We start from the raw sequence: 24,946 nt of genomic DNA on the forward strand, positions 1-24,946 counted from the left end.
TGGCTCGGAGCCTACCAGCCCAGCCCGAGATGCAGCGGCAGGTAAACCGCCATCCCCGCCAGCATCGTCCCCAGCACGCCGCGCCGCCAGAAGAAATAGGCGGTGCCGGCGACGGCCCCGTAGAGCCGGGCGTCGTGCAGGGTCGAGACCAGGTGGCCCTGCGTCATGACGATCTCGGGCGCGATCACCGCCGCCAGCGCGGCCGCCGGCGCGTAGTGCAGCGCCCGGTGCGCCCACTCCGGCAGGCCCCAGGGCCGGTCGAGAATGAAGAAGAAGCAGCGCGTGAGCAAGGTGACGCCGGCCAGGCCGAGGATCACCCCAAGGGTCCAGAAATCCGTCCCGCCGAATACTGCGCTCACTTGTCATCCTCCGCATCGACATCCAGCCCGAACCGCTTCTCGAGCCAGAAGCAGGCCAGCACCGCGACGCCGATGGCGGCCACGATGTTGAGCTTGAGCGGCAGCGCATAGGCCGCCACCGCGGTGGCCGACGCGATCAGCACCGCCAGCAGCCGAAGCCGCGTGGTCGCCATCGAGCAGACGATCGCCACCAGGCTCAGCACGCCGGCGAAGCCCAGGCCCCAGCTCTGCGGAATCATGTTGGCCAGCACGATGCCGAGCAGGCTCATGCTCATCCAGGCGCACCAGGTCACGCAGTAGTTGCCGGTGAGGTAGGCCTCCTGGGCCTGCTCCTCGGCGCGGGTGCGCGGCGGTTGCGCGTACTTGCGGGTGAACAGCGCATAGCTCATGTCGGCCGTGAGATAGCCGTGGGTGATGCGGCGCCAGCGCGGCATGTGCATCAGATAGGGCCGCAGGTGCAGGCTGAAGACCACGAAGCGCAGGTTGACGCAGAAGCCCGTGGCCAGGATGACCCAGGCCGGCGCGCCCGCCATCAGCAACGGGATGGCGGCCAGCTGCGAACTGCCCGCGTAGACCAGCAGCGTCATCGCCACCGACTCGAACACGCTCATGCCCGACTTGAGCATCGCCACGCCGGTCATCAGGCCCCAGGCGCCGATGCCCATGGCGACCGTGGACATGTCTCTCACGCCCTGGCGGAATTCCGGCTGGCGCCGGATCGCGGAGGAGAGAAACATCAGTGGAAGCGCTGGCCGGGCTTGACGTCGAATCCACGCAGGAAGTCGGCGACCGCCAGGCGTTTGCCGCCGGCGCGCTGCAGTTCGGTGACCCGCAGCACGGAGTCCTTCGCCGCGACGGCGATGCCCGAAGGCGTCACGGCCAGCACCGTGCCGGGCGCCTCGACGGGCCCGCCCGGCTCGGCCTCGGCGGCCCACAGCTTGATCGTCTCGCCGTCGAGCAGGCTGCTGGCGCCGGGGAAGGGGTCGAAGGCGCGCACCCGGCGCGCGATCGCCGCGGCGTCCAGCGACCAGTCGATCTGGGCCTCGGCCTTCTCGACCTTGTGGGCGTAGGTCACGCCTTCGGTCGGCTGCGGCTCGGCCTTCAGCGTGCCGGCCGCCGCCTGCCTCAAGGCATCGACGATCAACCGGCCGCCCATTCCGGCCAGCCGGTCGTGCAGCCGTGCGGTGCTGTCGGCGCCGATGTCGAGCGCTTCGCGAAGCAGCATGTCGCCGGTGTCGAGGCCGGCGTCCATCTGCATGATCGTGACGCCGGTCTGCGCGTCGCCGGCCTCGATGGCCCGGTGGATCGGCGCCGCGCCGCGCCAGCGCGGCAGCAGGCTGGCATGGATGTTCAGGCAGCCGAGCCGCGGCGCATCCAGCACCCACTGCGGCAGGAACAGGCCGTAGGCGGCGACCACCATCACGTCGGCCCGCGCGGCCGCGATGGCCTCGCACGCGGCGGCCGCGTCGTCCGGGAACTTGCCGTCGAGCCGCAGGCTGCGCGGCTGCGCCACCGGCCAGCCTCGGCCGACCGCGAACTGCTTCACCGGCGAAGCCTGCAGCTTCATGCCGCGGCCGGCGGGACGGTCCGGCTGGGTCAGCACCAGGACGATGTCGAATCCGGCCGCCGCGATCGCCTCGAGGGCGACCCGGGCGAACTCGGGCGTGCCCGCGAACGCGACTTTCAGTGAGTTCATTGGTCCGTCATCAGCTGGCGCAGGTCGTCAGCCGTGTGGTAGTGGTCGACCACGCCGTCCAGGTCGATGTAGATATAGAGCAGCCGCGGGTTGTTCTGCGACTTGTAGCGCCAGGCCCAGACATCGCCGTCGAAAGGCCGCACCTGCGAAATCTCGAAGGGCCGGCCATAGCTGCGCAGGACGTCGTCGACCCGCCAGACACCGGGCTTTATCATGATGTCGAACATGCCGTCTTCGAGCTCCTGGCGGATCGAGACCACCCGGCCGCCGGCGTCGAGGTCTACGTTGTTGACCGCGAAGCCCGATGGCGCACGCGAATACTGGAGCCGCTCGCCGCCGCCCGGCATCGCATAGGTGGTGGTCGGCTGGCCGAGCTTCTGGAGCGTCTCGGCACGGGTGCTGCCGAGCGGCAGGCGCGTCGGGTCGAGCGCGCAACCGGACAGCGCCACCAGCAGCGCCGCCGCCGCCGGCCACAGGCCCCGCATGGTCAACGCCGCCCTTCGCGCTGTTCCGATTTCTGGTCTTCGCGCTGCTGCTTGAGCAGCTTGCTCTTGATCCGGTTGCGCTTCAATGGCGACAGGTATTCGACGAACACCTTGCCCAGCAGATGGTCGAGTTCGTGCTGGATGCAGACCGCGAGCAGGCCCTCGGCCTCGATCGTCTGCGGTTCGCCGTCGGCATCGAGCGCGGTCACGCGCACCGAGGTCGAGCGCTCGACGCCGTCGTAGATGCCCGGCACCGACAGGCAGCCTTCTTCATTGAGCACCTTCTCGTCGCTGGCCCAGACGATCTCGGGATTGATCAGGACGATCGGCTTGTCGCGTCCTTCCGAGATGTCGATCACCACCAGCCGCTCGTGGACGTCGACCTGGGTCGCCGCCAGGCCGATGCCGCTGGCGTCGTACATGGTCTCGAGCATGTCGGCGACCAGCGTCTTGATGCGCGCATCGACGCCCTGGACCGGCTTGGCCACCGTGTGCAGACGGGGATCCGGGTAACTCAAAATGGTTCTTTTTGCCATGAAAGCGAGGAGAAGTTGTCGCTATTTTCGCCATTTCCGCGACGCCCTGCCGGCCAACGGCCCGAATACGTTGCCCTATCAAGGGCTTCAGCGCAAAATTCGTAGCAAATTGTGAGGATTCGTACATCCTGCGTGGCGTAGTGTGTGCACACCATAAACCATGACCAAACTCCGAATCAACGAAAGCCTGCGTCCCAGCCTTCTGGCCACCCTGGCGGCCGTCGCCCTCGGGGCCGCTGGCGCCACGACCGCTTTCGCGCAGAACTATCCGGTCACGCCACAACAGCGGGCGGTGGCCCAGCAGACCTCGCAGGCCGGCATCCCGATCAGCGAGCTGGCGCCCAACGCACCTGACGAATACACGGTCAAGCCCGGCGACACGCTGTGGGCCATCTCCCGCCTGTTCCTGCGCAGCCCCTGGCGCTGGCCCGAGCTCTGGGGCATGAACATCAAGGAAATCTCGAACCCGCACCGCATCTACCCGGGCCAGGTGCTCTTCCTGGACAAGAGTGGCGGCCGGGCCCGCCTCAGCACTCGCCGCGGCGGCGCCTCCGACGGCACCATCAAGCTGTCGCCGCGCGCCCGCTACGAGTCGCTGTCGGGGATGGCGCTGCCGACCCTCAACCCGAGCCTGATCGAGCCTTTCCTGAGCGAGCCGATCATCGTCGACGAGGACACCCTCAAGGCCGCGCCCCACATCGTGGCCGGCAACGACAGCCGTGTGCTGCTGGCCCGCGGCGACCGCGCCTACGCGCTGGGCCAGGCCGACGAACAACTGATCGAGACCGCCGGCCCGATCAAGACCTACCGCATCTTCCGCAACGCGACGCCGCTGAAGGACCCCGCCACCGGCGAGCTGCTCGGCTACGAAGCGGCCTACCTCGGCAAGGCCCAGCTCAAGCGCAGCCAGACCGTCGCCACCCAACTGGTCGAGGGCAAGGACGTGGTCAACGTGGTCCCCGCGACCATCGACATCGTGGCCGCGCGCGAGGAGATGCGCGCCGGCGACCGCCTGCTGCCCGAGCCGACGCGCCAGCTGCTCAGCTATGCGCCGCGCGCGCCCGAGCAGATCATCGACGGGCGGATCGTCTCGGTCTACGGCAACGCGGTGCAGTTCGCGGCCCAGAACCAGGTGGTGGTCATCAACAAGGGAACCCGCGACGGCATCGAGTCCGGCCACGTGCTGGCCATCCTGAAGAACGGCGACACCATCGTCGACCGCGCCGGCGCGCCCAACGACACCGGCAAGGAAGTGCTCAAGCTGCCGAACGAGCGCATCGGCCTGCTGATGGTGTTCCGGCCGTTCGAAAAGGCGTCCTACGCGCTGGTGCTCGAGATCAACGACACCCCGCGGGTCGGTGACCTGCTGGTCAACCCCTGATGCGAGCGCGACCTTGGGGTGGCACGCGATGAACTCTCGGACTGGCTGCGCCTTGCGCTGACGCCCGGGATCGGCAACGTCGCTGCGCGCGCGCTGCTCGCCGCCTTTGGCCTGCCGGCCGGCATCTTCTCGCAGACGCGGCAGGCACTGTCGCAGGTTGCCAGCCAGGCACAGGCCGAGGCGCTCCAGCGGGTGCCGGCCGAACTTCCGGCATTGCTCGACCGCACCGTCGAATGGCTCGAGGGCATCGAGGCCGGGGGCGCCACACGCCACATCGTGACGCTCGGCGATCCGGGCTACCCCGCGGCGCTGCTCGAAACCGCCGATCCACCGCTGATGCTCTACCTGATCGGCGCTCCGGGCTTGGAGCTGGCGCATCTGGCGCGCAGCATCGCGATGGTCGGCAGCCGCAATCCCACCGCACAGGGCGCCCAGAACGCGCGGGCCTTCGCGCGGGCCTTCGGTGAAGCGGGTCTGCCCGTGGTCTCGGGCCTGGCGCTCGGCATCGATGGCGCGGCCCACGAAGGCGCGCTCGAGGCCGCCCGGCCGGGGCAGCTGGCCACGGTGGCGGTGGTGGGCACCGGCCTCGATCGCGTCTACCCGGCCCGCCATCGCGAACTGGCGCACCGGATCGCGGCACAAGGGCTGATCGTGAGCGAATACCCGCTGGGTACGCCGCCCCTGAACCAGAACTTCCCGAAGCGCAATCGCATCATCGCCGGACTCGCGCGCGGCACGCTGGTGGTCGAGGCTGCGCTTCGCTCCGGCTCGCTGATCACGGCGCGGCTGGCGGCCGAGGAGGGGCGGGAGGTGTTCGCGATCCCGGGCTCGATCCATTCGCCGCAGTCGCGCGGCTGCCACGCCTTGATCCGGCAAGGCGCCAAGCTGGTCGAATCGGTGGCCGACGTGCTGGAGGAGTTGCGTTTCACGCAGCCTCCCCCGCCGCCATCGCCCGCCGCCGACGACGATGCCGCCGAGCCCGCCTTGCTGGGCGCACTCGGATTCGATCCGGTCAGTCTGGATGCCCTGTGCGACCGCACCGGATTCAGCCCGGCCATGCTGCAGTCGCAGCTGCTCGAACTCGAGCTGGCGGGCCGCGTCGCCCGCCTGCCGGGGGGCCTGTTCCAGCGCATCGCGCTCGGTTGAGCCGCCGACAGCGTCGTGTCGGCGCAACTTTCGACGGCCGGCGCTTCCAGTGGGCTATATTGAACCAATGTTCGAAGTGCTCGTGTATGTCTACGAAAACTACTGGCGCGGCGACGCCTGCCCCGAACCCGAGCAGCTGGGGCGCAAGCTCAGCGCGCAAGGCTTCGATGCGGACGAAATCCGCGAGGCGCTGCACTGGCTCGACGGCCTGAGCCTGGCGACCCGGGGCGTCCAGCTCGAGCGCCATGCCGACGGCAGCAGCGCCACCGTGCTGCCGGGGATCGCGGCCGATGCCGCGCTGCCCCAGTCGGCCGATGCGATGCGCGTCTACTCCAGTGCCGAACAGGAGCACATCGGTGCCGAATGCCTGGGCTTCATCAGCTTCCTCGAATCCGCGAGCGTGCTGCCGGGCGGCATGCGCGAGATCGTGGTCGAGCGCGCCATGGCCACGCCGGGCGAGCCGCTGGCGCTCGACGAACTCAAGATCATCGTGCTGATGGTGCACTGGAGCACCGGCGTCGAACCCGACGCCCTGGTGCTGGACGAGCTCTGCGACGCTTCGAGCGACCGCATCGCGCACTGAGCTCGCCCCCAGGTTGCCCGGCACTTCGTGTCCGGGCGCCTCGAGTCGCTGCCAGAGGCAGCGGCCCTTCGGAGTCGTCCAAGCCTGCGCAGGCAGGCTTGGAGCCGCGGCTCCTCAGCCCCCTGCCGGGGGCAACACCAGCGGCCTGGCAAAGCCAGTTCCGCGGTGTTTCACCAACGGGCCTGGCTGCGCCGGCCGACTGAAGAGAGCCCAACCTAGGGCGAGCTAATTCAGCAGTCGCTCGGGGTTGGCGTCCAGTTTTGCCAGCGCTTCGCGCGTGGCCCGTACCGTCAGCGTTTCTTCTTCGGCCGGCACCAGCAGGCCGGCCTGCAGGTAGGACGCCAGGCGGCCGACCTGGATCAGGAAGCTGCGGCCGTCGCTGGACGCGAACAGGTGCAGCTGCTTGCGGTCGCTGCGCCAGACGAACTGGACCTGGCTCACGCGGTCGTTGTGGTCGAGCATGAACCAGGTGCCGACCTGCAGCTCGTGCGCCCAGGCCAGCATGTCCTCGCTGACCTTGGTGCCGGTGTCGGGCACGACCTCGATCGAGGCGGCATCGACGCCGAGCAGCAGCTCGATGCTCGCAGCATCCAGCGGCAGGTCGGTAGTGCCCTCGTCGGAGACGAAATCCTCGAGGTTGGCCAGGCGCTTGGCCATGGCCTCGATCTTGGCCGGCGGGATCGCCTCGGTCTTCGACAGGAAGGCATCGGACAGGGTCGCGCCGATGGTCTTGATGTGCGCTTCCTGCGGTTCGCCCACGATGCCCAGCAGCGTCATGCCCTGGCGCAGCCGCTGCAGCAGCTTGGGCAGATCCTGGATGACACGGGTGCGGTCGTTGCGGTTCGGCTTGGCGCTGGCCGCCCAGACCAGGTCGGAGGCAACCCGCTTCAGCGTCACGGTCTGCTCGTCCTGGGCGCCGTAGCGCAGGGCGGCGATCGCCAGCACCTCGGCCCAGACCTTGAACAGGAACTCGCGGATCTCCTCGCGCACCGGCATGTCGTTGAGCATCTTGCGCAACTCGATGGTGTACTGGATCGCCATCGTCTCCTTCTGCTCGACCTGCTGCGCCACGCTCATCACCCGCTGGGTGGTGTCGCTCTGCGTCAGGTACTTGTTGAGGAAGGCGACGAATTCGTCGAACACCAGCTTGAACACCCGCTGGCCGGTTTCCGGGTATTGCTCGATCACCTGGACCACGCGGCGGATCTCGCCCTCGAGCGCACTGCCCGAGATGGCGGCGGCATCGAAGCCCATCACGCAGGAGCCCATGCGGTCGATCAGCATGCGCGCAGGATGCTGCAAGGTGCCGAAGAATTCGGGCTCGGCGATGGCCACGCGCAGCACCGGCATCTGCAGTCGCGCGAACCAGACGCGGGCCGAGAACGGGATCCGCTCCTCGGCCAGGATGGCCTGGAACATCAGCGCCACGATCTCGACCGTGGCCTTGTCGGCGGTCGTGGGCGCCTTCTTCTTGAGTTCGCTGGTGCGCCGGCGCAGTTCGGCCGATGCGTTGTGGATGGCCGTGGCCTCTTCACCGACCACGTACTGCGAGGCCGCGACCTGGTAGGCCGCCTCGGCGTCGGCGATCGCGGCGACGAAGGCCGGAGAGGCGGCGCCGCCGGCTCCGCCCGCCATCTCGCCGCCGCCCTGGCCGCGCGGCAGCGTGATGTCGCCGCCGATGCGCGCGGTCACGAAGCGCTTGAGATTGAGCAGCACCCCCTGGGCCCGCTGGCGCGCCATCAGCAGCGGCGAGCCGCCGGTGGCCACCAGCGTGTCGCCACCCGCCTGCTGGCCCATGCCGGCCTGACCGCGGCCGACGCCGATCGCCGCCGGCGCGAAGCTGCCGGCCGGCGCGCCGAAGCCGCCCGGCACCATCCGCGTCTGGCCGATGCCCATCGAAGCGCTGGCGCTCGCGCCGCCCGCGAAGCTGCCACCCAGCGGCGCGCTGCCGGAGCCGACCGATCCGGTGCGGCGCACGAAGCTCTTGAGATCGATCTCGGGCATCACGTCCTTGCCGACCAGGAAGGCGTTGGCGTCCTTGTAGGCCTTGACCACCGGCTCGACCATGTGCTGCTGGACCTGCTCCTGGACCTTGGTCCAGAGGCCGCGGCTCAGGCCGGTCGCCAGCCACTGGTCGACCAGGACCTTGGCCAGTGCCTCGGGCTTCAGGATGTCCCTTGTGTCCAGTTCATGGGTGCCCTCGAGATGCTGGATGCGCAGCCGCAGGTCGTTGAGCTCGAAGCTGGCCTTGTCCTGGATCGCCTGCGCGAGCCGCGATGACAGGATGCCGGTCTCGACCACCTCGTCGCCGATCAGCTCGAGGCGCGACAGCGAGTTGGAGGACGACCCTTCGATCGCGCTGCTGGCCAGCGCCTTGCGCCAGGCCGCCTGCGACTGCGCCACCCAGTTCGCGCCGTGGGTCTGGAAGGCCAGGAAACCGTCGCGGTTCTCCTGCATCTCGCGCGCATTGCCGGTCTGGGAGGCCAGGGCCGTCAGCCGTTCGGCGATGGCCCGGGCGACCGGTGCGATCAGCGGCTCGGTGGCGGCGACAAAACGCTCGCGCGTCTCTCGGGAGAGTTGAAGGGAGGCTGCATGGGACCGCTGGATCATGGATGGTCAGGACGGCAATGGATTCGATTCGACGACAAGGACGAGCTTGCATCGGGAAGCGTAACCGCACAAGGGCTCTCCATGCTCGGCAACCCCAAGATCAGACGGTGGCGCCGGCGTTCGGGTCGTCCGGGTCGCCCTCCCGCTTGGTCGGCGTCTTGACCAGGTCCTCGCGCTTGACGCCCAGCCACATCGCGATCGATGCCGCCACGAAAGCCGAGGAGTAGATGCCGAAGCAGATGCCGATGGTCAGGGCCAGCGCGAAGTAGTGCAGGGTCGGGCCGCCGAAGAAGAACATCGACAGCACCACCAGCTGGGTCGAGCCGTGGGTGATGATGGTCCGGCTGATGGTCGAGGTGATGGCGCTGTCGATCACCTCGGGGGTGCTCAGCTTGCGGAAGCGGCGGAAGTTCTCGCGCACGCGGTCGAAGATCACGACCGACTCGTTGACCGAGTAGCCCAGCACCGCCAGCACCGCCGCCAGCACCGCCAGCGAGAACTCCCACTGGAAGAAGGCGAAGAAGCCCAGGATGATCACGACGTCGTGCAGGTTGGCCAGCACGGTCGCCAGCGCGAACTTCCATTCGAAGCGGAAGGCCAGGTAGATCATGATGCCGACCACCACCATGCCGAGGGCCTTGAGGCCGTTGGTGGTGAGCTCCTCGCCGACCTGCGGGCCGACGAACTCGTTGCCGCGCAGGATGGCGGTCGGGTCGACCGCCTTCAGCGCGGCCATGACCTGCTCGCTCTGCTGGGCCGAGGTCTGGCCCTTCTGCACCGGCAGGCGGATCTGGACGTCGCGCGAGGTGCCGAAGTTCTGCACCTGCACGTCCTGGTAGCCCAGCTTGGCGATGGTCTCGCGCACCCGGCCGACGTCGACCGACTGCTGGGAGGCGACCTCCATCACCGTGCCGCCGGTGAACTCGACCGACAGGTGGAGCCCGCGATGGAACAGGAAGAACACCGCCAGGGCGAAGGTGACGAAGGACACCGCGTTCAGCACCAGCGCGTGGCGCATGAACGGGATGGTCCTGTGGATCCGGAAGAATTCCATTTGTCGTGTCCCTTATTTCGCGTTGGCCACGGCGGTGGTGTCGGGCTTCCAGACGGTGCCGATCGACACCGTCTTGAGCTTCTTCTTGCTGCCGTACCAGAAGTTCACCAGCCCGCGCGAGAAGAACACGGCCGAGAACATCGAGGTCACGATGCCGATGCAGTGCACCACCGCGAAGCCCCGGATCGGGCCGGAGCCGAAGGCCAGCAGCGCGACGCCCGCGATCAGCGTGGTGACGTTGGAGTCGAGGATGGTGCCCCAGGCGCGCTCGTAGCCGGCGTGGATCGCCGCCTGCGGCGAGGCGCCGTTGCGCAATTCCTCGCGGATGCGCTCGTTGATCAGCACGTTGGAGTCGATCGCGACGCCGATGGCCAGCGCCATGGCGGCGATTCCGGGCAGGGTCAGCGTGGCCTGCAGCATCGAGAGGATCGCCACCAGCAGCAGCAGGTTGACCGCCAGCGCGATCGACGAGAAGACGCCGAACAGCGCGTAGTACAGGCACATGAACACCATGATCGCGGCGAAGCCGTACATCACGCTGTCGAAGCCCTTCTTGATGTTGTCGGCACCCAGGCTCGGACCGATGGTGCGTTCCTGGATGATCTCCATCGGCGCCGCCAGCGAGCCGGCCCGCAGCAGCAGCGCCAGGTCGTTGGCCTCGACCACGCTCATCGAGCCCGAGATCTGGAAGCGGTTGCCGAGCTCGCCGTTGATCGACGGCGCGGTCAGCACCTCGCCCTTGCCCTTCTCGAAGATCAGCATCGCCATGCGCTTCCTGAAGTTCTCGCGGCTGACGTCGCGCATGATGCGCCCGCCCTTGGCGTCCATGGTCAGGTCAACCTTGGGCTGCTGGGTCTGGGAGTCGAAGCCGGGCTGGGCGTCGGTAAGGTTTTCGCCGGTGACCAGCACCTGCTTCTTGACGATCACCGGGCGGCCCTGGCGGTCGAGGAACTTCTCGGAGCCGAAGGGGACCGGACCGGTGCCCAGCTCGGCCGCGCGGCCCTCGGCGCTCTCGTCGACCAGGCGCATCTCGAGGGTGGCGGTGCGGCCCAGGATGTCCTTGGCCTTGGCCGTGTCCTGGACGCCGGGCAGCTGGACGACGATGCGGTCCAGGCCCTGCTGCTGGATCACGGGCTCGGCCACGCCGAGTTCGTTGATCCGGTTGTGCAAGGTCGTGATGTTCTGCTTCAGGGCCGCGTCCTGCAGCCGGCGAACGGCCTCGGGCTTGATCGAGGCGACCAGCTTGAAGTCGGTGCCTTCCTGGCTTTCGACCGCCGTGAGGTCGGGGAACTGGTCTTGCAGCAGGCGCTTGGCGGCATCCAGGCCGGCGGCATCGCGGAAGCGCATCTCGATGGTCTGGCCGTTGCGGCTGACCGCGCTGCCGCGCACGCTCTTGTCGCGCAGGCCGGTGCGCAGGTCGCTGGCGAAGGATTCGGCCCGCTTGTCGATGGCGCCCTTCATGTCGACCTGCAGCAGGAAGTCGACGCCGCCGCGCAGGTCGAGGCCCAGGTACATCGGGAAGGCATGCAGCGCGGTGAGCCAGCTCGGCGAGCGAGACACCAGGTTGAGCGCCACCGTGTAGGGCGGGTCGCTCGGGTCGGGCACCAGGGCGTGCTGCAGGGTGTCGCGCGCCTTCAGCTGGTCATCGGTGGAGGCGAAGCGGGCCCGCACCGAGGTGGCGTCGAGCGTCAGCAGGTCGGGCACCAGCCCGGCGACCTTCAGCGCCTCGGCCACGCGGGCCTGGGTGCCGGCGTCGACCTTGACGGTCGACTTGGCCGACGACACCTGCACCGCAGGCGCCTCGCCGAAGAAATTGGGCAGGGCATAGACGAGCCCCACGAGCAGCACGATCACGATGATCGCGTACTTCCAGACCGGGTAACGGTTCATCGATTCAACCTTCAGGGGCGCGCGGTGTCCGGCGCCCGCGTTGTGGCTCTACTTACTTGATCGCGCCTTTGGGCAAGACCTGGATCACGGCGCTGCGCTGGATCTGGACTTCGACGCCCTTGGCGATTTCGACGGTCAGGTATTGCTCGCCGAGCTGGGTGATCTTGCCGAGCATGCCGCCAGAGGTGGCGACCTCGTCGCCCTTGGCCAGGGCCTCGATCATGGCGCGCGCTTCTTTCTGGCGCTTCATTTGCGGGCGGATCATGACGAAGTACAGGACCACGAACATCAGCACCAGCGGCAGCATGCTGCCGAGCGAGGACATCATGTCGCCACCACCGGCGGCGGGTGCGGCCTGGGCGAAAGCAGAAGAAATGAACAAGGGAGTCTCCAACAGAGGGAAAGAAGAGGAGCGCCGGCCCTCCGGATGGGAAAGGACCGGTGCATCCGCGGCCGCACCCAGCGGCCACGCAGCGCGGAACCTGGCCGCGCACAGCACCGGGCATTGTATAGAGGGCAGACGACCCTATTCCGGGGCCGTGCTTGGGGTTTTCGGGGCTTTGCGGCCCCGGGCGCCGGTGCTTCAGGCGGCGGCGCGGGCGGCGGCCTCGGGGTGGCGCCACTTGGCCATCAGCTCGGCCCAGCGCACCCGGGCCGCGGCCAGGTTGCGCTCCTTGACGTGGCCATAGCCCCGGATCTGCTCGGGCAGCGCGGCGATTTCCAGCGCCGTGGCGTGGTTCGCGGCCGTCAGGCCGGTCATCACTTCCTCGATGCTGGCGCGGTATTCGCCGATCAGCGCGCGCTCGGTCTTGCGCTCCTCGGTGCGCCCGAAGATGTCGAGCGCAGTCCCGCGCAGGCCCTTGAGCTTCGCCAGCAGCCTGAAGCCGGTCAGCATCGCCGGGCCGAACTTCTGCTTCTGCAGCTCGCCCTTGGCGTTCTTCTTCGCGATGATCGGCGGCGCCAGGTGGTAGTTGAGCTTGAAGTCGCCCTCGAACATGCCCTCGACCCGGTCGAGGAAGCTGCGGTCGGCGTGCAGCCGCGCCACCTCGTATTCGTCCTTGTAGGCCATCAGCTTGAACAGGTAGCGGGCCACGGCCTCGGCCAGGCTGCTCTTGCCGAGCGCCGATTCGGCCTGCTGCACCCGGGCGACGAAGGCCTTGTACTGGTCGGCGTAGGCGGCGTTCTGGTAGCCGGAGAGGAACTCGGCGCGGCGGGCCACCAGGGCCTCGACGGTCTCGCGCCGCTTGAACTCGATGACCTGCCCCGGCTGCACCCGCTTTTGCAGCTCCGCCGGGCGTTCGGCCGCCTGGCGGCCCCACTCGAAGGCCAGCTTGTTGTTGTCGACGGCCACGGCATTGAGCTCGATCGCCCGCATCAGCGACGCGTGGTCGAGCGGAATCCAGCCCTTCTGCCAGGCGAAGCCCAGCAGCATCGGGTTGGCGTACAGGCTGTCGCCCATCAGCGCGGTGGCGGCGGCATCGGCGTCGAAGGCGCCGACCGCATCGGCGCCGACCACCCGCGCGATCTCGCTGGCGCAATCCTGCTGCGGGTTGACCCAGTCGGCGTTGCGCACGAAAGCGGCGGTCGGCGTGCTGTGGCTGTTGAGCGCGACCCGCGTGCGGCCTTCGCGCATGCGCGCCGTGGTTTCGGCATTGACCGCCACCAGCGGGTCGGCCGCCAGCACCAGGTCGGCCGCGGCGGTGCCGACGCGGGTGGTGCGGATCGCGTCCTGGGTCTCGCCGATCAGCACGTGGCTCCAGGTGGCGCCGCCCTTCTGCGCCAGGCCGGCCGCGTCCTGGGTGACGATGCCCTTGCCCTCGATGTGTGTCGCCATGCCGAGCAGCTGGCCGATGGTGATGACACCGGTGCCGCCGACGCCGGCCACCACCACGCCCCAGACCTGGCCCTCGCCGAGCACCGGAATCTCGGGGTCGGGCAGCGCACCCAGCTCGGCCGGCGAGGCGCCCTTGCTCTTCGATTTCTTCTTGAGCTGGCCGCCCTCGACCGTCACGAAGCTGGGGCAGAAGCCCTTCAGGCAGCTCATGTCCTTGTTGCAGGTGCTCTGGTTGATGGTGCGCTTGCGGCCGAACTCGGTCTCCAGCGGCTCCACCGACAGGCAGTTGCTCTTGACGCTGCAATCGCCGCAGCCTTCGCAGACCAGCTCGTTGATGACCACCCGCACCGCCGGATCGACCGCCGTGCCCCGCTTGCGGCGGCGCCGCTTCTCGGTGGCGCAGGTCTGGTCGTAGATGATGGCGGTGGTGCCCTTGATCTCGCGGAATTCGCGCTGGATCTCGTCGAGCTCGTCGCGGTGGCGCACCTTGACGTTCTCGCCCGGCACGTTGACGCCCTGGTACTTCTCGGGTTCGTCGGTTACCACCACCACCTTGACCGCGCCTTCGGCATGCAGGCTCTCGGCGATCTGCAGCACCGAATGGCCCTCGGGCCGCTCGCCCACCTGCTGGCCGCCGGTCATGGCGACCGCGTCGTTGTAGAGGATCTTGTAGGTGATGTTGACGCCGGCCGCGATGCTCTGGCGGATCGCCAGCAGGCCGCTGTGGAAGTAGGTGCCGTCGCCGAGGTTGGCGAAGATGTGCTGGTCGGTCGTGAAGGGCTGCTGGCCGACCCACGGCACGCCCTCGCCGCCCATCTGCGTGAAGCCGATGGTCGAGCGATCCATCCAGGTCGCCATGAAGTGGCAGCCGATGCCGCCCATCGCGCGCGAGCCTTCGGGCACCACGGTGCTGGTGTTGTGCGGGCAGCCCGAGCAGAACCAGGGCTGGCGCGTGGCGTCGGCGGCGCCGAGTGACTTGGGCGCGGCCATCGCGCGCTCCTTGGCCTCGAGGATCGCCAGCTGGGCGTCGATGCGGGCCGCCATGTCGGCGCCGGCCGCGGCCAGCAGGCCGGTCTTCCTGAGGCGCTGGGCGATCGCCTTGGCGATCAGCGCCGGGTTCAGGTCGGCGTTGGCGCGCAGCAGCGTGTGCGCGGTCGGGTTCGGCATCGACCATTCGCCGCCCGAATAGCCCTCGGCCTCGTGCACCTCGCCCTCGTCGAACTTGCCGACCACGTTGGGCCGGACGTCGCCGCGCCAGTTGTAGAGCTCTTCCTTGAGCTGGTATTCGATGACCTGGCGCTTCTCCTCGACCACCAGGATCTCCTGCAGGCCGGTGGCGAATTCGCGCGTGAGCTGCGCCTCGAGCGGCCACACCACGGCCACCTTGTGCAGCCGGATGCCGAGCTGGCGGCAGGCGGCGTCGTCGAGGCCGAGGTCGATCAGGGCCTGGCGCGTGTCGTTGAAGGCCTTGCCGCTGGCCATGATGCCGAAGCGGTCGTTCGGGCCTTCGATCACGTTGTGGTTGAGCCGGTTGGCGCGGATGTAGGCGAGGGCGGCGTACCACTTGTAGTGCATCAGCCGCGCTTCCTGCTCGAGCGCATGGTCGGGCCAGCGGATGTGCAGCCCGCCGGGCGGCATCTGGAAGTCGGTCGGGATGACGATGTCGACCCGCTCGGGGTCGATCATCGCGGTGGCGCTCGACTCGACGATCTCCTGGATCGTCTTCATGCCCGACCAGATCCCGGCGAAGCGGCTCATCGCGAAGGCGTGGATGCCGAGGTCGAGGATTTCCTGCACGTTGGCCGGGAAGAACACCGGCGTGCCGCAGGCCTTGAAGATGTGGTCGCTCTGGTGCGCCGCGGTCGAGCTCTTCGAGATGTGGTCGTCGCCCGCCACCGCGATGACGCCGCCGAACTCGGTGGTGCCGGCCATGTTGGCGTGCTTGAAGACGTCCGAGCAACGGTCCACGCCCGGGCCCTTGCCATACCAGATGCCGAAGACGCCGTCGAACTTGTTGGTGCCGGCCGGCGAGAAGCCCAGTTGCTGCGTGCCCCATAGCGCGGTGGCGGCCAGCTCTTCGTTGACGCCGGGCTGGAAGACGATGTTCTGCTCTTTCAGGAACTTGCTGGCCTTCCACAGCGCCTGGTCGTAGCCGCCCAGCGGCGAGCCGCGGTAGCCGCTGATGAAGCCGGCCGTGTTCTTGCCCTGCTGCTGGTCACGCAGGCGCTGCAGCATCGGCAGCTTGACCAGCGCCTGGACGCCGCTCATGAAGGCGCGGCCGTAGTCGAGCGAGTACTTGTCGTCGAGCGTGACCGTTTCGAGGGCGCGGCGGATGTGCTCGGGCAGGGGGGCGTTCATCGTGTCTGTCTCCAGGGCTGGGCCTTGTGGGCGTGGCTTTGCGGGGCAGCCGGGTCGGCTGCCCCTCGGCCATCATGACGCAAAGTGTATGCCTGCTGTCTCGACAGGTGTTTGCGTTTTGTACCCATTCAAGCCACCTTCTTGAAAGACTCTTGCTTAAAATGGCGGCAAATGGAAGGCATCGACAAGTTTGACCTCGCGATCCTGCAAGAACTGCAGGCCGACGGCCGCCTGACGAATGCCGAGCTGTCGCAGCGCGTGGGCCTGTCGGCGGCCCCCTGCTGGCGCCGGGTGCGCGCCCTCGAGGAAGCCGGCTACATCAAGGGCTACCACGCCGAGATCGACCGCCACAAGATCGGGCTCGGCGTGCTCGCTTTCGTGCGCGTCGACACCGAGCGGGTCACGGTCGACGCCACGCGCAAGCTCGAGGACGCCATCCGCAGGCTGCCCGAGGTGACCAGCTGCCACTACATCAGCGGCACCGGCACCTTCGAGCTGCAGGTGGTGTCGCAGGACCTCGACAGCTTCTCGCGCTTCGCGCTGCAGCACCTGATGAGCCTGCCCAACGTGAAGGACCTGCACACCAGCTTCTCGCTCGGCGAGGTCAAGGCCAGCCGGGCCCTGCCGCTCGAGCATCTGGCGCCCGGGCGCCCGGCCGATACGCCGGCGCGGCCGGGCCGAAGACAATAGGCCGCGATGCCGCCGATCTCGCCCCAGGAAACCCCCGTCACGCCGCCCGTCCCAGCCTCCCGGGTCGGCCCGCTGGAGCCGCTGCGGATCCCGGTGTTCCGCATGCTCTGGAGCACCTGGCTGATCGCCAACGTCAGCATGTGGATGAACGACGTCGCGGCGGCCTGGATGATGACCTCGCTCACCACCTCGCCGATCTGGGTCGCGCTGGTGCAGTCGGCCTCGACCCTGCCGGTGTTCCTGCTCGGGCTGCCGAGCGGCGCGCTGGCCGACATCCTCGACCGCCGGCGCTGGCTGGTCGCCACCCAGTTCTGGCTCGCCGGCTCGGCCGTGGTGCTGTGCGCAGCGGTGGTCTTCGACCTCATGAGTGCGCCGCTGCTGCTGGCCCTGACCTTCGCCAACGGCATCGGGCTGGCGCTGCGCTGGCCGGTGTTCTCGGCCATCGTGCCCGAGCTGGTGCCGCGCAGCCACCTGCCGGCCGCGCTCGGACTCAACGGCATCTCGATGAACGCCTCGCGCATCATCGGCCCGCTGGTCGCCGGCACGCTGATCGCGAGCGCCGGCACGGTCTGGGTGTTCGCGCTCAACGCCGTGCTGTGCGTGGCCTCGGGCTTCGTGGTGCTGCACTGGCGGCGCGAGCACACGCCCAACCCGCTGGGCCGCGAGCGGCTGATCAGCGCGATGCGGGTCGGCGTGCAGTTCGTGCGGCAGTCGCCGCGCATGCGCGCCGTGCTGACGCGGATCTCGATCTTCTTCCTGCACTCGACCGCCGTGCTGGCCCTGCTGCCGCTGCTGGCGCGCAACCTCCAGGGCGGCGGCGCCGGCACCTTCACGCTGCTGCTGGCCGCCATGGGTTCGGGCGCCATCGTGGCCGTGCTGTTCCTGCCGCGGCTGCGCCAGGCCCTGGTGCGCGACCAGCTGGTGATGCGGGGCACCTTGCTGCAATCCGGCGCCACCGCGGTGATGGCGGTCGCGCCCAACGCCTGGGTGGCGGTGCCGGCGATGTTCCTCGGGGGCATGGCCTGGATCACGGTCGCCAACACGCTCTCGGTGTCGGCCCAGCTGGCGCTGCCGGACTGGGTGCGCGCCCGCGGCATGTCGATGTACCAGATGGCGATCATGGGCGCCAGCGCCCTGGGTGCGGCGCTCTGGGGCCAGGTGGCCGAGCTCAGCTCGATCTACGCCAGCCTGGGCATCGCCGCGACCACCGGCGTCCTGTGCATGTGGCTGGCCCTGCGCTACGTGACCGACGGCGTCGGCGAGGACGACGACACCCGCCCGGCGCAGCACGGCTGGGCCGCCGGACCGCCGGCCAGCGCGCCGGACGAGGCCGGCCGGGTGGTCGTCACCGTCGAGTACCTGATCGACCCGGCCCGCGCCGCCGCCTTTCACCTGGTGATGCACCAGACCCGGCGCGCGCGGCTGAGCCAGGGCGCGATCGGCTGGGAACTGCTGCACGACATCGCGGAACCGGGCCGCTACCTGGAGCAGATCGTCGACGAGACCTGGACCGAGCACCTGCGTCGCTTCCATCGCGCCACCGCGGCCGACATGGCGCTGCGCGAGCGGCGGCTGGCGTTCCACGTGGGCGAGACGCTGCCGGTGGTGACGCGCTACATCGTGCACCGCTGAGCGCGTCGGGCCAGCGCCTTCCTAATGGAAGAACAGCAGCCGCGTCAGCAAAGTGTGGCCGGCCTCGGCGAACATCAGTCCCACCAGCACCAGCAGGCATAGCGGCGGCAGCAAGATTGCGTAGACCAGCGCCAGCCGCTCCCAGGCCATGTGCATGAAGACCGAGACGATCAGGCCCGCCTTCAGCAGCATGAAGAGGATGATCAGGCCCCAGCGCAGATAGCCCTGGAAGTGGAAGTAGTCGACCAGGTACGACAGCGTGCTGAGCACGAACAGCAGCCCCCAGATCTTGAGGTAGAGGCTGATCGGATGTTGTTGCTGGGCCGTGCCGGGATTCATGGTCGACCTCACCAGAGATAGAACAGCGCGAAGATGAAAACCCACACCAGGTCGACGAAGTGCCAGTACAGGCCGGCGATCTCGACGATCTGGTAGTTGCCGGTCTTCTCGTAGTCGCCGCGGACCAGCTTGAAGGCGACGATGAACAGGAACACCACGCCGGCCGACACATGCAGCCCGTGGAAGCCCGTGATCATGAAGAAGGTCGAGCCGAACTGCGCCGCCCCCATCGGGTTGCCCCAGGGCCGCACGCCCTCCTCGAGGATCAGCTTGGACCATTCGAAGGCCTGCATGCCGACGAAGAGCTCGCCGAAGGTGGCGGTCACGAGCATGAGCGTGGCGGCGTTCACGCGGTCGCGGCGGTAGGCGAAATTGACCGCCATCGCCATCGTGCCGCTGCTGCTGATGAGCACGAAGGTCATGATCGCGATCAGCAGCAGCGGAATGTCGGCGCCGCCCACATGCAGCGCGAACACCTCGCTCGGGTTCGGCCACGGCACGGTGGTCGAGACCCGCACCGTCATGTAGCCGGTGAGGAAGCAGCTGAAGACGAAGGTGTCGCTCAACAGGAAGATCCACATCATCGCCTTGCCCCACGAGACGTGGAAGGCCTGGCGGTCGGACGACCAGTCGGCGATCAGCCCGCGCCATCCGGTAGCCGGCGTGGCAGCACTCGGCATCCGTGGTGCGATCGACACGGCGTTCATCGCGGCCTCCTCCTCACGGCGTGCCGCAGATGGCACGCGCCACCTCCGGCGTCACCCAGCCCAAGAGGGCGAACAGCACCCCCCACACCGCCAGCAGGAAATGCCAGTAGCGCGCGCACAGCGCGATCCGCCAGGCGGCCGCGGCGGGGTCGGGCCAGGCGGCGTGCACCGTCCAGGCCCATGCGGCCAGCCCGCCCATCACGTGCAGACCGTGCATGGCGGTGAGCAGGTAGAAAAACGCGGCGCCCGGATTGCCGGCCGGCGTCACCTGCGTGCTCGTCAGCGCCTGCCAGGCCCAGAGCTGCACCGCCAGGAAGGCCAGCGCGCAGAGGCCGCCGGCCCACAGCAGGCGGCGGGCCCGCGCCGGTTCGGCGCCGCGCGCCGCCGTGGTGGCCCGCTGCAGCGCGACGCTGCCGATGGCCAGCAGCGCCGAGCTGAGCCAGAGCTGCCAGGGCAGCGGGATCGCGACCGCATCGCTGCCGTTCATGCGCATCACGTAGGCCGTGACGAACAGCGAGAACAAGGCCGTGGCCACGCCCATGAACACCCACAGCCCGATGCCGGCCGCGCTGGCCCGCGTGTCGGGCGGCCGGCCGCCGCGGCGGGCGACGCCGGCGCGCAAGGCGGCGCTGGCGTTCATTGGCATACCTCCGCGCAGCAGCGCTACGGTATTCGCCTTGGGAGCGGCCCGGCGGCTCATGCCGGCGCTCCCCGGGCCTCACCCTCGCCCCGGGCGCGCGCCTCGGGCTCCAGCCCCCCGGCCTCGGGCGGTGCGTTCTGGGCGATGTAGTCCTCCCCCTGGCCCGGCACGCCGTAGGCGTAGGCCCAGCGGTAAACCACCGGCAGCTGCGGCCCCCAGTTGCCATGGCCCGGCGGCGTCGTCGGGGTCTGCCATTCGAGCGACGCGGCGCGCCAGGGATTGGCCGTGGCCGGCCGGCCGCGCCAGGCGCTCCAGGCGAGGTTGGCGACGAACAGCAGCTGGGCCGCGCCAACGACCAGGGCGATCACCGTGATGAAGGCGTTGAGGCTGAAGGCCGACGCCGGGATGAACTGGTAGCCCTCGAAGCTGTAGTAGCGCCGCGGCATGCCCAGCACGCCCAGGTAGTGCATCGGGAAATAGATGGCGTAGGTGCCGAGGAAGGTGATCCAGAAGTGGAGCTTGCCGAGCCGGTCGTCCAGCATGCGGCCGGTGATCTTCGGGAACCAGTGGTAGATGCCGCCGAACACCACCAGCAGCGGCGCCACGCCCATCACCATGTGGAAGTGCGCGACCACGAAGTAAGTGCCCGACAGCGGAATGTCCACGCTCACGTTGCCCAGGAACAGGCCGGTCAGGCCGCCGATCGCGAAGGTGCAGACGAAGGCCAGTGCGAACAGCATCGGCACCGACAGGTGGATGTCGCCATGCCACAGGGTCAGCACCCAGTTGTAGACCTTGATGGCCGTGGGCACCGCGATGATCAGCGTGGTGGTCGCGAAGAAGAAGCCGAAGTACGGGTTCATGCCGCTCACGAACATGTGGTGCGCCCACACCACCACGCTGAGGCCGCCGATCGCCACGATCGCCCAGACCATCATGCGGTAGCCGAAGATGCTCTTGCGGGCGTGCACGCTGATCAGGTCGGAGACGATGCCGAAGGCCGGCAGCGCCACGATGTACACCTCCGGGTGGCCGAAGAACCAGAACAGGTGCTGGAACAGCAGCGGGCTGCCGCCCTTGTAGCCACTCGCCTGACCCATCGACACCAGGGCCGGCATGAAGAAGCTGGTGCCCAGCGTGCGGTCGAGCAGCAGCATGACGCCGCTCACGAAAAGCGCCGGGAAGCCGAGCAGCGCCAGGATGGTGGCGACGAAGATGCCCCAGACGGTCAGCGGCATGCGCAGCAGCGTCATGCCTTCGCAGCGCGCCTGCAGCACGGTCGTCACGTAGTTGAGGCCGCCCATCGTGGTCGCCACGATGAAGATCACCAGCGACACCAGCATCAGCACGATGCCGCCCGCATGGCCGGGCGTGCCGGGCAGGATCGACTGCGGCGGGTACAGGGTCCAGCCCGCGCCCGTGGGACCGCCCTCGACGAAGAAGCTCGCCAGCAGGACCACCACCGACAGCAGGTAGACCCAGAAGCTCAGCATGTTGAGGTAGGGAAAGACCATGTCCCGGGCGCCGACCATCAGCGGAATCAGGTAGTTGCCGAAGCCGCCGAGGAACAGCGCCGTGAGCAGGTAGATCACCATGATCATCCCGTGCATGGTCACGAACTGGTAGTAGCGCTCGGGGTTGATGAACTCGAACTGGCCCGGAAAGCCGAGCTGCAGGCGCATCAGGTTGGACAGCACCACGCCCACCAGCCCGACCGCGATGGCGGTGCAGGCGTACTGGATCGCGATCACCTTGTGGTCCTGGCTCCAGACATAGTGCGTCAGGAACTTCTTGGTCGCGGGCTTCATCGCTGCACCCCCTTGTCGGTGGCGGCCTGCGTCGGCGGATTGCCGAGGCTCTGGATGTAGGTCACCAGCGCCGCCAGCTCCTCGTCGCTCAGGTCGATCTTCGGCATGACCGGCGCGAAGCCCTTCACCTGGCGGGCCTGCGGATCGCGGATGAAGGCGCGCAGGTAGGCTTCGTCGACCAGCGCCCTGGAGCCGTCCGCCATGGTCTCGGTCTTGCCGTACAACCCCTTCCAGGTCGGCCCCACGCGCGGACTGCCGTCGATCGTGTGGCAGGCCGTGCAGCCCTTCGCGTCGGCCAGGGCGCGGCCCTGCTCGACGCCCGAGCCCGCCGCCGCGCCGGCCGGGGCGGCGGCCTTGGCCAGGGTGCTGGCGAAGGTCGGCAGCGCGGCCTGCCAGGCATTGAAGGCGGCCACGTCCTGCACCAGCACGAAGCCGCGCATGTTGGGATGGCCGACGCCGCAAAGCTGGGCGCACAGGGCTTCGTAGCGCCCGGCGACGGTCGGCGTGAACCAGAAGCGGCTGACCTGGCCCGGCACCGTGTTCATGCGGGCGCGGAACGACGGCACGAAGAAGTCGTGCAGCACGTCGTGCGAGCGCGTCAGGACCAGCACCGGCCGGCCCAGCGGCAGGTGCACCTCGTCGGCCGCGACCAGCAGGTCGTCCTGCCCGGCGGGGTCGGCCGGGTCGAGGCCGAAGGGATTGGCGGCGCCGACGAAGCGCGCATCGCTCGCCCCCAGCTTGCCGTCCGCACCCGGGAAGCGGAAGCGCCATTGCCATTGCTGGCTCACGACCTCGAGCACCAGCGCGTCGTGCGGCGCCCGCACGTAGTTGGCATAGACCACCAGCCCGGGTGCCAGCAGCGCCATGATGCCGACGGTCGTGCCGCCGATCAGCCAGCGCTCGAGCCGCTTGCTCTCGGGCTGCTCGGTCGCCCGGCGGCCCTCGCGATGACGAAAGCGCACCAGCGCATAGACGACGAACAGGTTGATCGCGACGAAGAAGGCGCCGGTGATCACCAGCGTGATGGTCAGCGTGTCGTCCATCTGCTGCCAGTTCGAGGCCAGCGGGGTCGTCCACCACGGATTGAAGACGTGGAACAGCACCGAGGCGACCACGATCAGCAGCAGCGCGACGGCCATGGTCATGTGCGTTCCCCGGGGGTCGGCATCGACGCTTCGGCGCGCGGGCGCGCCTCAGCGGAATGCCGGGACCTGCCCTTCCTCGCCCTCGAACCGGGCCTCGGGATGCGCGGTCTGCAGCAGGTCCTCGATCTCGCGCACGCGCATCGCCGGCAAGTCCACCATCAACAGGATCTGGCCCTGCGCGATGGCGCCCTCGAAGCGCTGCAGTCGTGGGCTCGGGATGGAGATGCCGACCATGCTGGCCGACCAGGCGCCGACCACGCCACCCAGGACCCCGACCAGCGCGGCGAATCCCCATTCGGGCTCTTCGCCGACCAGCGGGAACAGCAGCGCGGCCACCAGGCCGGCGGCGATGCCGCAGGCGGTGCCCAGCGTCCACCCGGTCTTGGCCGCATGGACGACGTCCGAGGTCTGCCACACGTTGGCCGTGTGCAGGCCGGTCATGTCCATGCCTTCCGGCCCGGCGAAATGGATATGCGCGACCTCGACGCGGGCCTGCAGCAGGTCGCGCATGGCACGCCTGGCGCTGGCCAGGTCCGGCATCAGCCAGTAGATGCGTCTCTTCACGGCACCCTCCTTTTCGTCTTGCGACGAGCCAGGAACCATGAACGACTTATAGGCTCAAGGCTGGCCCTAATCAAGAGGAGCCGCCGAGCGGCAGCAGCAGTTGCAGCAGGCCCCCGGCGCTCCCGAGCGGGCCTGGGCTGCGGCTTTCCTCGAGCACTTCGCCGAGCTGACGCACCAGGCGCCGGCTGTGGCGCGCCCGCCAGATCACGAGATCGGCCAGCCACGGGTGCTCGTTGATGCGGTTGGCCTGCTCGTAGGCGGCGAAGCGCGGCTTCAGCGCGTGCAGGCCGGCTTCGTAGCGCGCGCGCACCGCGCTATCGGGCGCCCGCGCCTGCCGCCCGTCGGCGATGGCCTGCGCCGCCAGCAGGCCGGCCTCCAGCGCCTTGCCGATGCCTTCGCCGGTCAGCAGGTAGGTGCTGCCTGCCGCCTCGCCCGCGACCAGCAGCCCGGGCCGCGACCAGCGTGCCCCCTCGAGCGAGCAGCGCAGCGGCGCGCCCTTCAAGGGCCCCAGGGACTGGCCGGTCGCCATCAGCTCGCGCGCGGTCGGATGCAGGCGCACGAAGGCGTCGAACAGCTCGCGCAGGTTGGCCTCGGGCGGCGCGGCAGCGGCGCCCCGGCCCCGCGTCAGTCCGACGCCGATGTTGAAGACCCCGTCCCGGCACGGAAAGATCCAGCCGTAGCCACGCCGCAGCGCCCGGTGCCACACCACCTCGAGCCCTGCGACGCGCCCGGCCAGCGCCTCGCTGCGCACGTAGCCACGCAGGGCAATGCCGCTGGGCAGGCGGCGCTCGCAGACGCCGGCCGCCAGCAGCGGCCCGGCGGCCGCGCCGGTCGCGAGCACCGTCCAGCGGGCCCGCAGGGCCCGCGAGCTGCCGTCCGGCAAGGCCAGCCTGGCGCCCCCCACCCGGCCGTCGGCATCGAACAGCGGCGCCTCGAAGCGCGCCGGTGCGAGCCAGCGGGCGCCGTGCGCCACGGCCTCCCGCCGCAGCAGCTCGTCGAGCTCGCGGCGCGGCAGCACCGCCAGCCGCGCCGCCAGCTCGACCCGGCCGCCGCTCGGGCCGACGCAGCCCACGTGCGTCGCGACGCGGGCGCGCGCAAGCACCTCGTCGAGCAGGCCGAGCCGCGAGAGCGCCCGCTGCGCATCCGGTATCAGGCCGTCACCGCAGGTCTTGTCGCGCGGAAAGGCGTGCTGGTCGACCAGCACCACATCGAGGCCGGCCCCCGCGAGCGCCTGGGCGCAGGCGCTGCCGGCGGGGCCGGCGCCGATCACCAGCACTTCGCATGTGTTCGAGGCAGCCGAGAGGGTCACGGGCACTCCTGGGGAGCACCGATGTTAAATCGACGCCTGCGTGGTGTTTTCATTTGACCGATCGGTCGAATCCAGGCCCCGGATTGCAGCCTGTTGCAATGTCCTGATGCTTCTTTCGGGTAAACGATAGGCCGTCTTTTTTTACCGAATGGATAATTTAGCCTACTCCACGATGCAGGA

The 24,946-nt window shown here is 69.0% G+C and carries 22 protein-coding genes; 5 read left to right on the forward strand and 17 right to left on the reverse strand.

Annotation, left to right across the window (positions count from 1 at the left end; all coding sequences use genetic code 11):
- Positions 1–11: 11 nt before the first annotated feature.
- The 5 genes from QZH52_RS02705 to def are packed head-to-tail and all read right to left on the reverse strand — an operon-like array spanning position 12 to position 3,076.
- Positions 12–359, reverse strand: a complete 348-nt coding sequence (locus QZH52_RS02705) for an AzlD domain-containing protein (RefSeq protein WP_301803430.1) — start codon at positions 357–359, stop codon at positions 12–14.
- Positions 356–1,096 carry an AzlC family ABC transporter permease gene (locus tag QZH52_RS02710; RefSeq protein ID WP_301803432.1) on the reverse strand — a complete coding sequence of 247 codons (741 nt, stop codon included), beginning with the start codon at positions 1,094–1,096 and terminating at the stop codon, positions 356–358. The genes QZH52_RS02705 and QZH52_RS02710 overlap by 4 nt, the downstream gene beginning before the upstream one ends.
- On the reverse strand, positions 1,096–2,055 hold the full coding sequence (fmt, locus tag QZH52_RS02715) for a methionyl-tRNA formyltransferase (RefSeq protein ID WP_301803435.1): 960 nt from the start codon (positions 2,053–2,055) through the stop codon (positions 1,096–1,098). The genes QZH52_RS02710 and fmt overlap by 1 nt, the downstream gene beginning before the upstream one ends.
- Positions 2,052–2,540: a hypothetical protein gene (locus tag QZH52_RS02720; protein ID WP_301803438.1), complete on the reverse strand. Its 489-nt coding sequence runs from the start codon at positions 2,538–2,540 to the stop codon at positions 2,052–2,054. The genes fmt and QZH52_RS02720 overlap by 4 nt, the downstream gene beginning before the upstream one ends.
- A 2-nt stretch (positions 2,541–2,542) precedes the next feature.
- Complete coding sequence (def, locus tag QZH52_RS02725) at positions 2,543–3,076, reverse strand: peptide deformylase (RefSeq protein ID WP_301803441.1); 534 nt, start codon at positions 3,074–3,076, stop codon at positions 2,543–2,545.
- Positions 3,077–3,236: 160 nt separating this feature from the next.
- Between def and QZH52_RS02730 the strand changes: the two genes are divergently transcribed.
- From QZH52_RS02730 to QZH52_RS02740, 3 genes are all read left to right on the forward strand, one after another.
- Positions 3,237–4,457, forward strand: coding sequence for a LysM peptidoglycan-binding domain-containing protein (locus tag QZH52_RS02730; RefSeq protein ID WP_301803443.1), 1,221 nt, complete (start codon positions 3,237–3,239; stop codon positions 4,455–4,457).
- Positions 4,458–4,475: 18 nt separating this feature from the next.
- Positions 4,476–5,603 carry a DNA-processing protein DprA gene (gene dprA / locus QZH52_RS02735; protein WP_301803445.1) on the forward strand — a complete coding sequence of 376 codons (1,128 nt, stop codon included), beginning with the start codon at positions 4,476–4,478 and terminating at the stop codon, positions 5,601–5,603.
- A gap of 67 nt (positions 5,604–5,670) precedes the next feature.
- Entirely contained in the window at positions 5,671–6,186 is a 516-nt protein-coding gene (locus QZH52_RS02740; protein ID WP_301803448.1) for a Smg family protein, read from the forward strand.
- Between the two features lie 225 nt (positions 6,187–6,411).
- On the opposite strand, the gene QZH52_RS02745 is transcribed toward QZH52_RS02740, so the two are convergent.
- The 5 genes from QZH52_RS02745 to QZH52_RS02765 form a co-directional block, all read right to left on the reverse strand.
- Positions 6,412–8,796 (reverse strand): DUF1631 family protein, encoded by a 2,385-nt coding sequence (locus QZH52_RS02745; protein WP_301803451.1) that lies wholly within the window; start codon positions 8,794–8,796, stop codon positions 6,412–6,414.
- Positions 8,797–8,896: 100 nt separating this feature from the next.
- A complete protein-coding gene (secF, locus tag QZH52_RS02750) occupies positions 8,897–9,850 on the reverse strand; it encodes a protein translocase subunit SecF (RefSeq protein WP_286519811.1) in 954 nt (317 codons plus the stop codon).
- 12 nt (positions 9,851–9,862) lie between these two features.
- The gene (secD, locus tag QZH52_RS02755) at positions 9,863–11,740 is read right to left on the reverse strand and encodes a protein translocase subunit SecD (RefSeq protein ID WP_301803456.1); all 1,878 of its coding nucleotides are present in this window, start codon (positions 11,738–11,740) and stop codon (positions 9,863–9,865) included.
- 52 nt (positions 11,741–11,792) lie between these two features.
- Entirely contained in the window at positions 11,793–12,122 is a 330-nt protein-coding gene (gene yajC, locus QZH52_RS02760) for a preprotein translocase subunit YajC (RefSeq protein WP_286509705.1), read from the reverse strand.
- A gap of 201 nt (positions 12,123–12,323) precedes the next feature.
- Positions 12,324–15,932, reverse strand: coding sequence for an indolepyruvate ferredoxin oxidoreductase family protein (locus tag QZH52_RS02765; protein WP_301803460.1), 3,609 nt, complete (start codon positions 15,930–15,932; stop codon positions 12,324–12,326).
- A gap of 171 nt (positions 15,933–16,103) precedes the next feature.
- Between QZH52_RS02765 and QZH52_RS02770 the strand changes: the two genes are divergently transcribed.
- Positions 16,104–16,622 (forward strand): Lrp/AsnC family transcriptional regulator, encoded by a 519-nt coding sequence (locus tag QZH52_RS02770; protein WP_286533454.1) that lies wholly within the window; start codon positions 16,104–16,106, stop codon positions 16,620–16,622.
- Between the two features lie 6 nt (positions 16,623–16,628).
- Positions 16,629–18,254 (forward strand): MFS transporter, encoded by a 1,626-nt coding sequence (locus QZH52_RS02775; protein ID WP_301803464.1) that lies wholly within the window; start codon positions 16,629–16,631, stop codon positions 18,252–18,254.
- 21 nt (positions 18,255–18,275) lie between these two features.
- On the opposite strand, the gene QZH52_RS02780 is transcribed toward QZH52_RS02775, so the two are convergent.
- From QZH52_RS02780 to QZH52_RS02810, 7 genes are all read right to left on the reverse strand, one after another.
- Entirely contained in the window at positions 18,276–18,593 is a 318-nt protein-coding gene (locus QZH52_RS02780) for a cytochrome C oxidase subunit IV family protein (RefSeq protein WP_286533452.1), read from the reverse strand.
- 8 nt (positions 18,594–18,601) lie between these two features.
- On the reverse strand, positions 18,602–19,300 hold the full coding sequence (locus QZH52_RS02785; RefSeq protein ID WP_301803467.1) for a heme-copper oxidase subunit III family protein: 699 nt from the start codon (positions 19,298–19,300) through the stop codon (positions 18,602–18,604).
- Positions 19,301–19,313: 13 nt separating this feature from the next.
- Positions 19,314–19,940, reverse strand: a complete 627-nt coding sequence (locus QZH52_RS02790; RefSeq protein WP_301803470.1) for a cytochrome c oxidase subunit 3 family protein — start codon at positions 19,938–19,940, stop codon at positions 19,314–19,316.
- Positions 19,941–19,996: 56 nt separating this feature from the next.
- On the reverse strand, positions 19,997–21,748 hold the full coding sequence (ctaD, locus tag QZH52_RS02795; RefSeq protein ID WP_301803473.1) for a cytochrome c oxidase subunit I: 1,752 nt from the start codon (positions 21,746–21,748) through the stop codon (positions 19,997–19,999).
- A complete protein-coding gene (locus QZH52_RS02800) occupies positions 21,745–22,893 on the reverse strand; it encodes a cytochrome c oxidase subunit II (protein ID WP_301803474.1) in 1,149 nt (382 codons plus the stop codon). Before QZH52_RS02800 ends, ctaD begins: the two co-directional genes overlap by 4 nt.
- 48 nt (positions 22,894–22,941) lie before the next feature.
- Positions 22,942–23,457: a DUF1269 domain-containing protein gene (locus QZH52_RS02805; RefSeq protein ID WP_301803475.1), complete on the reverse strand. Its 516-nt coding sequence runs from the start codon at positions 23,455–23,457 to the stop codon at positions 22,942–22,944.
- A 70-nt stretch (positions 23,458–23,527) separates the two neighbouring features.
- Positions 23,528–24,766, reverse strand: coding sequence for an NAD(P)/FAD-dependent oxidoreductase (locus QZH52_RS02810; RefSeq protein ID WP_301803478.1), 1,239 nt, complete (start codon positions 24,764–24,766; stop codon positions 23,528–23,530).
- Between the last annotated feature and the right edge of the window lie 180 nt (positions 24,767–24,946).

Origin of the sequence: Variovorax ginsengisoli (assembly GCF_030486595.1) — a bacterium.
Lineage (GTDB): Bacteria > Pseudomonadota > Gammaproteobacteria > Burkholderiales > Burkholderiaceae_C > Variovorax > Variovorax ginsengisoli_B.